This is a genomic window from Streptomyces sp. NPDC048275 (assembly GCF_040652275.1).
Classification (GTDB): Bacteria; Actinomycetota; Actinomycetes; order Streptomycetales; family Streptomycetaceae; genus Streptomyces.
This window is the reverse complement of record NZ_JBEZLR010000003.1, coordinates 125588-138147: the sequence shown is the minus strand read 5'-3', so window position 1 is coordinate 138147 and position 12560 is coordinate 125588. Positions and strand designations below refer to the sequence as shown.

The following is a 12560-nucleotide window of genomic DNA, read 5'->3' as shown; positions in this document are numbered from 1 at the left end:
CCGCTGCACTCCGCTGCACTCCGCTGCACTCCGCTGCACTCCGCTGCACTCCGCTGCACTCCGCTGCACTCCGCTGCACTCCGCTGCACTCCGCTGCACTCCGCTGCGCTGCGTTCCGCGTCGGCTACGCCGATCGGCCGCCGGCCGACCCTTGACACGGCTCGCTCCAGCACGTGGGAGAAGCGAGCGGGCGGCCCGGAAAGACGGGTGGCCCAGGTTGGCGTGCGGGTGAGGTGAGTTGGGCTGTGGGCCTGCGCTGACGCGGGCGCGCTCGCGCCTCGCCTGCACGCCGGATCGGCTTAGCGGCGGACGGCTGGTGGGGGCTACGCGCCAGCGGGGTGGCGGCACGCCGGGTGAGCTAAGCGGGGGGACGGCCGGTGGGTGGTGGGAGTAGCGGCGGACGGCCGGTGGGGGTGCGCGGTCGCGGGTGGTGGCATGGTGGTGGGCTTGGCGTCTTGCGGTTGGTGGGTCGGTGCGTTGGTTCGAGGCGCCCCCTCACCACTGACACACCTCATCCGCCACACCGGCCTCACCAATCACACCTCCGGGAGTAATTGGTTACTTTGTGCCACGCCTATGGCTGCCGACCTGGGGTTTTCCTCGGGCAGGCTGGTACAAAGTAACCAATTACCGAGGCACGGCCCACACACCACACCCCGGAACGGACTCCGCACCGTCCGGAGCCCCGCCCACCCCCGACCAGAAACCGCACCCCGCCCAACTCACCCGGCATGCCACCACCCCGCGACCGCGCACCATCCAGCGGCCGTCCGCCGCAAAGCCGACCCGGCGTGCCACGACCCGACCGTTGCGCACCCTCCCGCTCACCGCATGTCGCCGAACAGGCCCGGCGTGCCGCCACTCCGCTGGCGCGCAGCCCCCACCGGCCGCCCGCCGCTGAGTCCACCCGGCGTGCAGGCGAGGCGCGACCGCGGCTCCCGTCCACGCCGACCCGGAACGCTACCCACCTCACCCGCAAGCCAACCTGGGCCACCGTTCTTTCCGGGCCGCCCGCTCGCTTCTTCCGCGTGCTGGAACGGGCCGTGTCAAGGGTCGGCCGGAGGCCGATCGGCGTAGCCGACACGTAGCGCAGCGGAGCGCCCTTTACTCGGTCCGTGGAAGCACGACACTGGCAACGGAAGCGGGCGGCCCCTACGGCCACTTCACCATCGCCGCTACCTGGACCGGATCGCGTCCCGCGAAGTGGTGTAGCAAATGCGGAGTTCCCGACTGTGCAGGTCAGGTCAACGGGACGGCGCAGCCGCCTCCGTGCCGGATTGCGCTGCTGACGGCTGCTGACGGCTGCGGCCAGCACAGAAGAGCCTGGGCGCGGGCCGACAGGCGTCTTCCGCCACGATCCTGAGCGGGGCCGCGCGGTCCGCATGACCACACCACTCGGCGAGGCGTCATACTTCGGCCGCCACGGCATGTCCGGCAGACTCTGGTCGGCATGGCCTCGATGGCTCGCGCAGCCAGGTGCTGTACAGCCACGGTCCAAAGGCGGCAGCCAGTTAGCCCACTGGCGGGATGTGACTGTGCCGATCATCGGTCCACGCGGTCTCCTGTGCTTGCATCGCGCCAGGAGGCATATGACATGGATGACGAGCGACAGCAGGACACCCGCTCCCGACTCGCCGCGTCCCGGCGCCCTGTGCTGGCCGCGGCCGCCCTTGCGCCTGTACTCACCGGTGTGGCTGCTGGGGCCCGCGCCCTGTCCGCCGGACCCACCACCACCACCACCTCGCCGCCCGTCGACCTGGACACCGCCGCGATCGACGCTGCCGTGGGCGTCAAGGGTGCAACCGACGGCGAGATCTACAAGTGCACCTATGTCCGCCGCGAGACCGTCGCCGACGGCCCTGTGATCCTGCCTCTGGGACTGGGCGCCACCACCTCCGTCACCTTCCAGCCGCTCGGCTGCGGAAGGGCCGCCCTCAGCGGTGACCTGGTCGTGATCGCCGAGGAGGTCCAGCCCGTCCTCGTGGCCTTGCGGCGCGGTGGCGTCGAACTCGTCGAGGTGCACCACCACAACCTCACCGTCGAACCACGCCTGTTCTACGTCCACTACTGGGCCGTCGGCGATGCCGTCAACCTCGCCAAGGCCATTCGCCGGGCCGTGGACTCCACCAACGTCGTGCCTATGCCCGGAGGAGCCGCCTGATGACCGCGGACAACGAGACAATCACCTGCCCGTTCGACTTCAGCAAAGCCCTGGAGTTCGACCCTGCGCTCGCGGACCTGATGCAGCGCGATTCGCCCACACGTATCCGGCTTCCCTACGGCGATGCGGACGTCTGGCTGGTCACCGGCTTCGGCTCCGTCAAGCAGGTGACCACCGACCAGCGGCTCAGCCGGGCCGCCATCATCGGCCACGACTACCCCCGGCTGACGCCGGAGCCCATCGTCTCGCCCGAATCGATCAACGTGATGGACCCGCCGCACAGCAGCCGCGTCCGCCGGCTGGCCTCGCAGGCCTTCACCCAGCAGCAGGTCGACGGGATGCGCAGCCGGATCACCTGGCTCGCGGACGTCCTGCTGGACGAGATGGAGGAGGACGGCTCGCCGGCGGACCTGGTTCAGCACCTGTCCGACCCGCTTCCCCAGCACACCATCCTGGACCTCCTCGGCGTCGAACAAGAGGATTGGCCCCAGATGCAGGAGTCCGTGCGCCAACTCCTCGTCGTGGGCGCCGACAACAAGGAGGCCGCGGCGAACGCCAAGGCCGATCTGACGGCCTACTTCGCCAAACTCGTCGAGCAGCGCCGGAACTCACCCGGCAAGGACCTCATCAGCGCGATGGCCGCAGCGCGGGACGGCGAGGACCAGCTTGACGACAGGGAACTGGCGGTCATGGCACTGACGCTGACACTCAGCGGCCAGGACACGGCGACGTGTCAGATCAGCGACATCGTGTACCTGCTCCTGACGCGTCCCGAGCTGATGGAACACCTCAGGCGCTGGCCGGAGACCCTGACTGACGTCCTGCAGGAGATGCTCCGCCACATCCCGTTCCGCAAGGGGGTCGGTATCCCCCGGGTGGCCCTTGAGGACGTGGAGCTGGACGGCGTACGGATCCGGGCGGGCGACTTCGTCCACGTGTCGTACCTGGCGGCCAACCGTGACCCGGAGCGCTTCCCGGACTCGCACGTCCTCGACCCCGACCGGCCGTACCAGCCGCACATGACGTTCGGCTGGGGTGGACACCGGTGCATCGCGGTGCCCTTGGCCATGGCGGAGCTGGAAGTGGCGATCGGGCGCCTCTTGAAACGCTTCCCCGGGCTGCGGCTTGCGGTGCCGCCGGAGGAAGTGCGGTGGGACACGGAGACGATCCGGCGGTTTCCGCTGGAGCTGCCGGTGGCTTGGTAGGAATGCCTGAATCGCGCCGGGCCTGATGGGGTAGTGCATCGGCTCGCTCGGTCAATGCGAGCACTTCAGGTGGGGGTGCACGGTGACGGCGTCCAGGTTGTCCGTGCTGCTCGCAGGCGTCAGCAGCACGATCCGGCACGGAAGCGGCTGCGCCGCCCCGTTGACCTGCACAGTCATGAACTCCGCATCACTACACCACTTCGTGGCACGCGACCTGGACCGGCCTTCTCGCTGCATCTCCGCGCGCCGGCGTACCAAGTGATCGGCGACCCGGAACTCGGTCGCGTGCTCTGTACACCCGCCGCTAGCGTGCCGTTCATGACGACCATCGATGCCGAAGAGTCCGGAGCCCACCCCCGTTTCGCCGAGGCCCTGCGTGAGTTGGGGCTCGGTGAGCTGGCCGCGCGGATCCGGCGCTTCCCGGAGGCGACCCGTACCGCCGCCGAGGCCGCCGCCGCGATCGGGTGCGAGCTGAGTCAGATCTGCAAGTCGCTGATCTTCGCGGTGGACGGGGTTCCGGTGCTCGTCCTGATGGACGGGGCGTCGCGGGTGGATGTCGAGCTCGTGCGGCGGGAACTCGGCGCCGAGAAGGTGACGCGGGCCAAGGCCGATGTCGTACGGGAGACGACCGGGTACGCGATCGGCGGGGTGCCGCCCTTCGGGCATCGGACGAAGACGCGGGTGCTCGCGGACTGTTCGCTGCTGGACCATGACGTGGTGTGGGCCGCCGCGGGCACCCCGTACACCGTGTTCCCGATGGATCCGAAGACGCTGGTCGCGCATGCGGGCGGGACGTTGGTGGACGTGCGCGAGCGGACGCAGTGACGCCGCTGGTGACCGCGGCGGTGCTGTTCGCCGCGGTCACTCACGCCAGTTGGAACGCGATCGCGCACCGCATCACCGACAAGCTGGTCGGCTTCACGCTGATCGCGGGCGGCGGGATGCTGATCGGGCTGGCGCTGGCGCCGTTCGTGGCGTTTCCGGCGGGCGTGGCGTGGCCGTATCTGTTCTTGTCCGCCGGCATCCACGTCGTCTATCAGGTGCTGCTGATGCGGTCCTTCCGGCTCGGTGACTTCGGGCAGGCGTATCCCATCGCGCGCGGCACCGCGCCCCTGGTGGTCACCGCGCTGGCCGCGGTCTTCGCACACGAGGTTCCCGACGGGTGGGCGGCGGCGGGCATCGCGGTGTCGTGCGCCGGTCTGACGGGCGTGGCGCTGTGGGGTCTGCACGGGCACCGGCCCAACTGGGCAGCGATCGGCGCCGCGTTGGCCACCGGGCTGTCGATCGCCGCGTACACCGTCGTGGACGGCCTCGGCGTGCGCGCCTCCGGTTCCTCGCTCGGGTACATCGCCTGGCTGATTGCCCTCCAGGGGGTGGTGATCCCGTCGTACGCGGCCTATCGGTGGCGTGGTCGACTCGGCGCCACGCTACGGCCCTACGCCGCCCTCGGTCTGCTCGGCGCGGCCCTGTCCGTCGCGGCCTACGCCCTTGTCCTCTGGGCCCAGACCAGGGCGGAACTGGCGCCGATCGCGGCCCTGCGCGAGTCGTCGATCATCGTCGGCGCGGCGATCGGGGCCGTCTTCTTCAAGGAGCGGTTCGGGGCGCCCCGGATCGCGGCGGCGGGGCTGCTGGTGGTGGGGATCGGGCTGATGCTGCACGCCGGATAGGTTCCGCGACTGCGCCTACTCCCCGAGGGAGGCCCGCACCGCCCCCACCAGTGCCTGCGCCCGCGGGTCCGCCGTCACGCTCTTGCGGAAGCCGTTCGTCACATAGCCGAGGGCGATCCCCGCCTCGGGGTCGGCGAAACCGAGCGCCCCGCCCCGGCCGGGGTGGCCGAAGGAGCCCGCACTCAGCAGCGGGGACGCGCTGCCGTGCAGCATGTAGCCGAGGCCGAAGCGGGTGTTGATGACGAGCACGCGGTCGGGCCCCGCGGAGCGCTCGCCGCGCGCCCGTTCGAGAGTGTCCTCGGAGAACAGCCGCACCCCGTCCACCTCCCCGATCAGCGCGGCGTAGAAGCGGGCCAGCCCCTCCGCCGTCGCGACGCCGTTGGAGGCGGGGAGGACCGCCGAAAGATACGCCGGGTCGTTCTCGTCCGGCTGCGGAGTGATCGCGGCGAAGGCGCGCCGGGTCAGTGAGGACGGGTCCGCGTACGCCTCCGAGACCGCGCGCTTGGGGCGGATCCGCAAGCCGCCGCCCGCCGCCGGGGCCTCGACCTGGGCGACCCGGCCCACGCGCCTGCGCTCCGCGTCCGGCAGCCCGACCCACAGATCGAGCCCCAGCGGCGCGGCAATCTCCTCGTCGATCCACGCCCCGATCGAGCGCCCGGTCACCCGCCGGACCAGCTCGCCCGTCAGCCAGCTGTACGTCTGCGCGTGATACCCGTGATCCGTGCCCGGCTCCCAGGCCGGCGCCTGGGCGGCGACGGCGGCAGCGGCGGTGTCGGGGTCGGCCGCCTCGGCCAGGGGGAGCGGGCGGTCGAGCACGGGCACCCCGGCCCGGTGCGCGAGCACGTGCCACACGTGCGTCCGTTCCTTGCCGTGCGCCTTGAACTCCGGCCAGTAGTGGCTGACCGGAGCGTCCAGGTCGAGTTCCCCGCGCTGGGCGAGCAGCAGGAGTACGGCGGTGGCGACGCCCTTCGTCGCCGAGCGCACGATCTGCGCGGTGCCGTGCTCCCAGGGCTCGGTGCCGTCGACGTCCCGCGTGCCGCCCCACAGGTCGACGACCTTGCGCCCGTCCCGGTACACGACGATGGCCGCGCCCCGTTCCCCCAATGTCTCGAAGTTGCGTACGAACGCCGCCCTGACCGGCTCGAAGCCCTCGGCCACTGTGCCGTTCACGTCCACGCCCGCACTCCCGTTCCGATCGGCCTACGACGATCGGTGCAACGCACACGTACGGCCTGTGATTCCTCAGCCCAGCAGGATCGTGACGTCGATGTTGTCGCGGGTCGCGTTCGAGTACGGGCACACCTCGTGGGCCGCGTCCACGAGCTTCGCGGCGACGCCCGGGTCGACGACGGGGAGCGAGACGCTCAGGGCGACCGCGAGGCCGTAACCGCGCTGCCTGTTGGGGCCGATGCCGACCTTCGCGGCGACCGTGGAGCCGCTCAGGTCGTAGCCCGCCCGGCGCCCCACCAGTACCAGCGCGTTGTGGAAGCAGGCGCTGTACCCGGCCGCGAAGAGCTGCTCGGGGTTCGTGCCGTTGCCGTCGCCGCCGAGCGCGGGCGGCATCGCGACCTTCAGCTCGATCTGGCCGTCCTGGCTGGTGACAAAGCCGTCCCGGCCGCCGTGAGCGGTGGCCTCGGCGACGTAGATGATCTTCGTTGGGCGGGTGTTGACAGCGGTGTCGCGAACGGTGGTGTCGTGGACAGTCGAGTCGTCGGTAGCGGGGCCTTCGACAGCGGTGCCATCGATCATGGCGGGACCTCCCCCAGTACAGAAAACACAGGAGTGCGCAAGTACATCGTGCACAAGGTACTGGTCGGTAGGGAAGGGGTGGTTACCAGGGGGTAGAAACCGCGAGTAACCCAACCGCTGTGGCTACGCCCCGGCCGCCGAGGTCAGCGACCGCGCCCCGCCGCCGTCCGCGCCCGTCCGGCCAGTCCCCACAGTTCCTCCCGCAGCCGCGCCACCTGGCCCCCGTCCAGCCCCGTCGCCGCCAGCAGATCCTGGGGCACGCCCGCCGCGCGCTCCCGCAGCGCCTCGCCCCGGCCGGTGAGCGCGACGAGCACCGTCCGCTCGTCGCGCGCCGAGCGCTCACGGCGCACGAGTCCGGCCGACTCCAGCCGCTTGAGCAGCGGTGACACCGTGCCGTAGTCGAGCCGCAGCGCGCCCGCCAGCTCCTTGACCGTGGTCTCGCCGCGCTCCCACAGGATGAGCAGGACCAGGTACTGGGGGTAGGTGAGGCCGAGTTCGTCGAGAAGCGGGCGGTACGCGGCGGTCACGGCGCGCTGGGCCGCGTACAGGGCGAAGCACAGCTGCTGGTCGAGCAGCAGCGACCCCTCCGCCGCGCCGCCTGGGCCCGCTCCCGTGTTGCCTGGGCTCGCTCCCGCGTCGCCCGCTCCCGCCCCCGTGTCGCCCTGGTCCGCCCCCGCGCCCTCTTGGTTCGTCACGCGCCCATTGTCACGGAGCGCCCGCCGTTACGGAGGTGCTCTCCGTTACAGGGGTGCTCTCTTTACCGGGGTGCCCGCCGTCACCGAGCGCGGGTCGAATCCGAAGGGCAGCTCCAGCCGGTGCGTGCGCATCAGCTCGTCGTCGGAGAGCAGCTCGCCGGTCTTCCCGTCCGCCGCGATCACGCCCTCGCTCAGGATGAGCGACCGGGAGCACAGCTCGAGCGCGTACGGCAGGTCGTGCGTGACCATGAGGACGGTGACGTCCAACGACCGCAGGATGTCGGCGAGTTCGCGGCGCGAGGCCGGGTCCAGGTTCGAGGAGGGTTCGTCGAGGACGAGGATCTCCGGCTCCATCGCCAGCACCGTCGCCACCGCGACCCGCCGCCGCTGCCCGAACGACAGATGGTGCGGGGGACGGTCGGCGAAGGCCTCCATGCCGACCCGCTCCAGTGCCGTACGGACGCGCTCCTCCAGCTCGGCGCCCTTCATCCCCGCCGCGGCCGGGCCGAAGGCCACGTCCTCCCGCACGGTCGGCATGAAGAGCTGGTCGTCCGGGTCCTGGAAGACGATGCCGACCTTGCGCCGGATCTCCGCCATGTGCCGTTTGCCGACCGGGAGTCCGGCCACCGTCACGGTGCCGGTGCCGCCGGTCAGGATGCCGTTGAGATGGAGGACGAGGGTGGTCTTGCCCGCGCCGTTCGGGCCGAGCAGCGCGACCCGCTCGCCGCGTCCGATAGTGAAGTCGACGCCGAAGAGGGCCTGGTGGCCGTCGGGGTAGGCGAAGGCGAGGCCGGAGACCTCCAGAGAAGCAGTCACAGAGTCCATCCCAGCAGACATACGACGAGGGCGGCGGCGGGGAGGGCGAGCGCGTACGACCACTGTGCCCGGGACGCGGACACCTCGTCGATGACCGGCATCGAACCGGCGTACCCCCGGCTCACCATCGCGAGATGCACGCGCTCCCCGCGCTCGTAGGAGCGGATGAACAGCGCACCCGCGGATTTCGCGAGCACCCCCCAGTGCTTGACCCCGCTCGCCTCGAAACCCCGGGACTCCCGCGCGATCCGCATCCGCCGCATCTCGTCCGTGATGACATCGCCGTACCGGATCATGAAGGAGGCGATCTGTACGAGGAGCGGCGGGAGCTTCAGCCGCTGGAGTCCGAGGAGCAGCTCGCGCAGTTCGGTGGTGGAGGCGAGGAGTACGGAGGCGGCGACGCCCAGGGTGCCCTTGGCGAGGACGTTCCAGGCGCCCCACAGGCCGTTCACGCTCAACGACAGGCCGAGCACGTCCACCCGCTCGCCCTCCGCCACGAACGGCATCAGCACCGCGAAGGCGACGAACGGTATCTCGATCAGCAGGCGCTTCAGGAGGAAACCGGCCGGTACCCGGGCCTTGAACGCCACCCCCGCGAGGAGCGCCGCGTACAGCGCGAACGCCCACATCGCCTCGCGCGGTGTGGAGACCACCACGATCACGAAGGCGAAGGTCGCGGCCAGCTTGGTGTGCGGGGGCAGGGCGTGCACGGGTGAGTGCCCGTGCCGGTAGAGCTTGTGTGCGTGGCCCGCGCCCATCGGATCAGACGCCTTCGGGGACGGAGGTGGGCGAGGCGTCGGTCGTACGGCGCCTGCGGATCGCCCAGAAGACGCCGCTGCCCGCGACGACGGTGACGCCGACGCCGATGACGCCGGCGAGGCCGCCGGAGATCCGGGCGTCGGAGACGTCCTTGACGCCGTAGTCGGCGAGCGGCGAATCGGCCGAGGCGTGCTCCTCGGTCTTCTTGTCGATGCCGTGGTCCGCGGCGACCTTCTCCAGGCCGTCGGGGTTGGCGGAGGCGTAGAAGCTCACGAACCCGGCGAGGACGAGGGAGGTGACGAGGCCGGTGATCCACACCTTGCGGTGCGAGGTGCGGGCGGCCACGGGAAGTTCGGGAGCGGGCGCGTCCACCAGTTCGTCGCCGACGCGCAGCTTGAGCCGCTGCCGCAGACCGCGCGCCCCGTAGACGAGGTCCGGCCGTACGGCGATGACCGCACCGACCGTCAGCGCGGTGATCGCGGCCTCGCCGATGCCGATGAGGACGTGCACGCCGATCATGGCCGTGGCGACCTTGCCGATCGAGACGTCGGTGGTGCCGCCGACCGCGTAGAGGAGGGTGAAGGCGACGGCGGCGGCCGGGACGGACAGCAGCGCGGAGACGAAGGCGGCGGCGGTGAGGGAGCGGCGCCCCTGCGGGAGCACCTTCACCAGGCCGCGGAAGACGGCGTACGACACGACCGTCGTGACGATCGCCATGTCCGTGATGTTCACGCCGAGCGCGGTGAGACCGCCGTCCGCGAAGAGGATGCCCTGCATGAGCAGGACCACCGACACGCACAGGACCCCTGTGAAGGGGCCGACGAGTATCGCCGCGAGGGCGCCGCCGAGCAGATGTCCGCTGGTCCCGGCCGCGACCGGGAAGTTCAGCATCTGTACGGCGAAGATGAAGGCGGCGACCAGGCCGGCGAGCGGCGCCGTCCGCTCGTCGAGCTCGCGGCGGGCGCCGCGCAGGCTCACGGCGATGGCACCGGCGGCGACTACTCCGGTGACCGCGGAGACCGGGGCGTTGATGAATCCGTCAGGGACATGCACCGTTCGAGGATAGCGCCTTGTTGCGAACCTCTTGCAAGAGCGAGGCGCCTATGAATAACCCGGGCCCCTCGCCGGAAAGGCGCAGAAAAGATGCTGGAAAGGTGCCGGGAGGGTGCCGGGAGGGTGCCGGGAGGGTGCCGGGAAGTGCCAGGGAGGATCCGGGGGCGGATTCCAGGGAATGTGCGACATTGGAGTGGTGGCGGATTCACAGATTCCGCACAGGTAACGCAGCGTGAGGAGCCGGCTTATGTCCGCCGTCGAACAGTACGCACGCGCCCACATCGTCACCGACACGGCAGACTCCACCGAGGACGAACGGCAGGCCGTCCCGGTTGCGCTCCGCTACGACCCCGAGGATGATCCCCGCCAGGTGCACGTCACGCTGCCCGGCCCGCACGACTGGGCCTTCTCCCGGGACCTCCTGGAGCGGGGGCTCCGTGTTCCCGTCAGCAGCGGTGACGTGAGTGTGTGGCCGTGCGGCCGAGTGCAGGCGGTCATGGAGTTCCACTCACCGGACGGGGTGGCGGTCGTGCAGGTCGATACGAAGGCCCTGATCCGCTTCCTGCGCCGCACCTACATGGCAGCCGGCACCCCGGTGTCGCGCTAGGGCCTGTCCGGCGGATCAGGTTGCAGGGAAGCACCGGCACCTCGTAGGTGCCGGCAAGCCCCGCGTCCGCGGCATGATCCGCCGGACAGGCCCTAGGGCTCCGCCCGGCGTCAGCTGCCCGCCTTGAGCAGCGCCGCCACGATCGGTCCCGCCGTGTCTCCGCCGTGGCCGCCCTGCTGGACCACGCCCGCCGCTGCCAGGTCGCCGTGGTACGCGGTGAACCAGCCGTTCGGCTTCTTCTGGCCGTCGACCTCGGCGGAGCCCGTCTTCGCGCCGTAGTCGGGGCCGAGGCCGGACATCGCCTCCGCTGCCGTGCCGTACGCCGCCGTGTACTGCATCAGTTCACGGAGCTGGGAGAGGGTGGACGCGGACAGGGTGCGGGACGCCTTGGCGAGCGTCCGGTCGTCCACCGTCGGGGACACCAGGTAGGGCTGGCGGAAGGTGCCCGACTGGACCGTCGAGGCGACGGACGCCATGTTCAGCGGGTTCATCCGGACCCCGCCCTGGCCGATCAGCGACGCCGCCATCGAGGCCGCCGACTGCACCGGCACCGAGCCGTCGAAGGACGGCACGCCGATGGCCCAGTTGTTCAGGCCGAGACCGAACACCTGCTGGGCCTGCGTGGTCAGGTCGCTGTTCTCCAGCTTCTTCGCCTGGCTGATGAAGGCCGTGTTGCAGGACCGCGCGAAGCTCGCCTTGAACGTGCCGCCGGTGATCTTGAAGTTGTCGTCGTTGTGGAACTTCCAGCCGCCGTACGTCACGGTCTTGGGGCAGGGGTGCTCCTTGTCGGCCGAGGCGAGCCCCTTGTCGATCAGCAGTGACGACGTGATGACCTTCATCGTGGAGCCGGGGGCCAGGGAGCCCTGGAAGGCGGTGTTGAAGCCGTGGCTCTGGTTCGCGACGGCGAGGATCTCGCCCGTCGAGGGACGCATCACGACCACCGACGACCGGGCCTTCTTGGTCACCTGCTGCTCGGCGTTCGCCTGGAGGGCGGGGCTGAGCGTCGTCTTCAGCGTGCCCGGCGTGCCCTCGCTGAGCGCCAGCAGTGTCTTGTCCGGGGTCTTCTCGGCGCCCTTCTCGGCGGCCTTGCGGACCACACGCAGCTCGACGCCCGCCGTGCCGCCGGCCGTCTTGCCGTACTTCTCGCGCAGCCCGTCGAGGACCGTGCCCAGCGAGGGGTACTTGGCCACGGTCAGCTCACCGCCGTCGCGGTCGAGCGCGGTGATCGGGGGAGTGCCCGCCTCGCCGGTGACCAGACGGTCGCCGTCCTGCAGGTCCGGGTGCACGACGGACGGCTTCCAGCCGACCAGCGCCGCACCGTCCTTCGCCCGTCGCACGACGGTCAGCTTCGACTCGTACGCCAGCGGCTTGCTCTTGCCCTTGTACGTGACGGTGGCCTTGACGGAGAAGGGGACGGACGCCCCCGACGCCTTGCCCGCCGTGAGCTTGACGCCGGTGATGTGGGCGTCCTTGGTGACGCCGGTGAGCGCGGTTTCGGCGGCCGCCGAGTCGTCCGTGGCGGCGGCCGCCTTCGCGACGTCACCGCTCTGCCAGGCGGTGAGGAACCGGTTGGTCAGTTTGGTGACCTCGGTCGCCGACGGGGGACCGGTCTTCACCGCCTGCTCGTCGGCGGCCGTCGCCGTCCGCTCACCGGCCGCCGCACCGCCGCCGTACAGGCTGTAGGCGCCGAACGCCCCGCCGCCGACGACGACCACGGCGATCAGCCCGCCGATCACGGCGGGCTTCGTCTTCTTCCTTTGCTCGGCGACGCGCCTTCTGTTGCCCACAGCTCCCGATCCTCCTGAGGTTTCCCGGTCCCCCGGTACTCTCACGCCCCCCAACGAGAGC

The 12560-nt window shown here is 70.8% G+C and carries 13 protein-coding genes; 5 read left to right on the top strand and 8 right to left on the bottom strand.

All coding sequences use genetic code 11. The features are described from left to right. Positions 1 to 1594: 1594 nt before the first annotated feature. Both AB0D57_RS03320 and AB0D57_RS03315 read left to right on the top strand, forming a co-directional pair. On the top strand, positions 1595 to 2161 hold the full coding sequence (locus AB0D57_RS03320; protein ID WP_362066449.1) for a DUF1259 domain-containing protein: 567 nt from the start codon (positions 1595 to 1597) through the stop codon (positions 2159 to 2161). Beyond that, positions 2161 to 3366, top strand: a complete 1206-nt coding sequence (locus tag AB0D57_RS03315) for a cytochrome P450 (protein ID WP_362066446.1) — start codon at positions 2161 to 2163, stop codon at positions 3364 to 3366. Before AB0D57_RS03320 ends, AB0D57_RS03315 begins: the two co-directional genes overlap by 1 nt. Before the next feature lie 51 nt (positions 3367 to 3417). Here the strand turns inward: AB0D57_RS03315 and AB0D57_RS03310 are convergent, their stop codons facing one another. After that, positions 3418 to 3543 (bottom strand): hypothetical protein, encoded by a 126-nt coding sequence (locus AB0D57_RS03310; RefSeq protein ID WP_362066444.1) that lies wholly within the window; start codon positions 3541 to 3543, stop codon positions 3418 to 3420. A gap of 141 nt (positions 3544 to 3684) precedes the next feature. Between AB0D57_RS03310 and AB0D57_RS03305 the strand changes: the two genes are divergently transcribed. Both AB0D57_RS03305 and AB0D57_RS03300 read left to right on the top strand, forming a co-directional pair. Next, positions 3685 to 4191 (top strand): YbaK/EbsC family protein, encoded by a 507-nt coding sequence (locus AB0D57_RS03305; RefSeq protein WP_362066442.1) that lies wholly within the window; start codon positions 3685 to 3687, stop codon positions 4189 to 4191. Continuing rightward, positions 4188 to 5033: a DMT family transporter gene (locus AB0D57_RS03300; RefSeq protein ID WP_362066440.1), complete on the top strand. Its 846-nt coding sequence runs from the start codon at positions 4188 to 4190 to the stop codon at positions 5031 to 5033. The genes AB0D57_RS03305 and AB0D57_RS03300 overlap by 4 nt, the downstream gene beginning before the upstream one ends. Before the next feature lie 15 nt (positions 5034 to 5048). Here AB0D57_RS03300 and AB0D57_RS03295 read toward each other — a convergent pair whose 3' ends face one another. The 6 genes from AB0D57_RS03295 to AB0D57_RS03270 form a co-directional block, all read right to left on the bottom strand. After that, positions 5049 to 6209, bottom strand: a complete 1161-nt coding sequence (locus AB0D57_RS03295; RefSeq protein WP_362066438.1) for a serine hydrolase domain-containing protein — start codon at positions 6207 to 6209, stop codon at positions 5049 to 5051. A gap of 66 nt (positions 6210 to 6275) precedes the next feature. Beyond that, positions 6276 to 6782 (bottom strand): organic hydroperoxide resistance protein, encoded by a 507-nt coding sequence (locus AB0D57_RS03290; RefSeq protein ID WP_362066436.1) that lies wholly within the window; start codon positions 6780 to 6782, stop codon positions 6276 to 6278. Between the two features lie 143 nt (positions 6783 to 6925). Beyond that, complete coding sequence (locus AB0D57_RS03285) at positions 6926 to 7360, bottom strand: MarR family transcriptional regulator (RefSeq protein ID WP_362066675.1); 435 nt, start codon at positions 7358 to 7360, stop codon at positions 6926 to 6928. A gap of 162 nt (positions 7361 to 7522) precedes the next feature. Then, entirely contained in the window at positions 7523 to 8302 is a 780-nt protein-coding gene (locus tag AB0D57_RS03280) for an ABC transporter ATP-binding protein (RefSeq protein ID WP_362066433.1), read from the bottom strand. Beyond that, entirely contained in the window at positions 8290 to 9051 is a 762-nt protein-coding gene (gene cbiQ / locus AB0D57_RS03275) for a cobalt ECF transporter T component CbiQ (protein WP_362066431.1), read from the bottom strand. Before cbiQ ends, AB0D57_RS03280 begins: the two co-directional genes overlap by 13 nt. Positions 9052 to 9055: 4 nt before the next feature. Further along, positions 9056 to 10105: an energy-coupling factor ABC transporter permease gene (locus AB0D57_RS03270; protein ID WP_362066429.1), complete on the bottom strand. Its 1050-nt coding sequence runs from the start codon at positions 10103 to 10105 to the stop codon at positions 9056 to 9058. Positions 10106 to 10352: 247 nt separating this feature from the next. Here AB0D57_RS03270 and AB0D57_RS03265 point away from each other — a divergent pair, with 247 nt between their 5' ends. Continuing rightward, a complete protein-coding gene (locus AB0D57_RS03265; protein ID WP_362066426.1) occupies positions 10353 to 10712 on the top strand; it encodes an SsgA family sporulation/cell division regulator in 360 nt (119 codons plus the stop codon). 110 nt (positions 10713 to 10822) lie between these two features. On the opposite strand, the gene AB0D57_RS03260 is transcribed toward AB0D57_RS03265, so the two are convergent. Further along, complete coding sequence (locus AB0D57_RS03260) at positions 10823 to 12499, bottom strand: penicillin-binding transpeptidase domain-containing protein (protein WP_362066424.1); 1677 nt, start codon at positions 12497 to 12499, stop codon at positions 10823 to 10825. Between the last annotated feature and the right edge of the window lie 61 nt (positions 12500 to 12560).

Coding starts and splice junctions, on each gene's coding strand:
- cbiQ (WP_362066431.1), bottom strand. CDS start 9,051: ATGGGCGCGGGCCACGCACACAAGCTCTACCGGCACGGGCACTCACCC.
- AB0D57_RS03280 (WP_362066433.1), bottom strand. CDS start 8,302: ATGGACTCTGTGACTGCTTCTCTGGAGGTCTCCGGCCTCGCCTTCGCC.
- AB0D57_RS03290 (WP_362066436.1), bottom strand. CDS start 6,782: ATGATCGATGGCACCGCTGTCGAAGGCCCCGCTACCGACGACTCGACT.
- AB0D57_RS03305 (WP_362066442.1), top strand. CDS start 3,685: ATGACGACCATCGATGCCGAAGAGTCCGGAGCCCACCCCCGTTTCGCC.
- AB0D57_RS03265 (WP_362066426.1), top strand. CDS start 10,353: ATGTCCGCCGTCGAACAGTACGCACGCGCCCACATCGTCACCGACACG.
- AB0D57_RS03310 (WP_362066444.1), bottom strand. CDS start 3,543: ATGACTGTGCAGGTCAACGGGGCGGCGCAGCCGCTTCCGTGCCGGATC.
- AB0D57_RS03315 (WP_362066446.1), top strand. CDS start 2,161: ATGACCGCGGACAACGAGACAATCACCTGCCCGTTCGACTTCAGCAAA.
- AB0D57_RS03320 (WP_362066449.1), top strand. CDS start 1,595: ATGGATGACGAGCGACAGCAGGACACCCGCTCCCGACTCGCCGCGTCC.